This is a genomic window from Streptomyces endophyticus, assembly GCF_035798155.1.
Classification (GTDB): Bacteria; Actinomycetota; Actinomycetes; order Streptomycetales; family Streptomycetaceae; genus Streptomyces; species Streptomyces endophyticus.
On sequence record NZ_JAOZYC010000181.1, the window covers coordinates 1 to 398 of the forward strand.

The following is a 398-nucleotide window of genomic DNA, read 5'->3' on the forward strand; positions in this document are numbered from 1 at the left end:
CGGAGGAATAATCCGACCGTTCACAGCGTCCTCGCTGTGTTGCCCACCGAACCCGAAGGACCGGCGGGACTTTTCAAAGGAACCTCGTCCCAGCGAATGCTGGAGACGGGGTATCAACAAATTTTGGCGTTGATTTTGTTCGGTGGGCAACACAGCGAGGACGCTGTGAACGGTCGGATTATTCCTCCGACTGTTCCGCTCTCGTGGTGTCACCCCGATTACGGGGAAACATTCACGGAGAGTTTGATCCTGGCTCAGGACGAACGCTGAGAAACCAAAATGGATGTCAGGACGCTTCTGGATGAAGCAGCGGTTTCAGGCAGAAACCAAAATGGATGTCAGGACGCTTCTGGATGAAGCAGCGGTTTCAGGCAGAAACCAAAATGGATGTCAGGACG

General features: G+C 53.8%; 1 protein-coding gene. It reads left to right on the forward strand.

All coding sequences use genetic code 11. The annotated features are described in order from the left end of the window. Nucleotides 1-270 (forward strand): hypothetical protein (locus tag OKJ99_RS36375; protein ID WP_326022594.1); only part of this gene is annotated, 270 nt, incomplete at its 5' end. Between the last annotated feature and the right edge of the window lie 128 nt (nucleotides 271-398).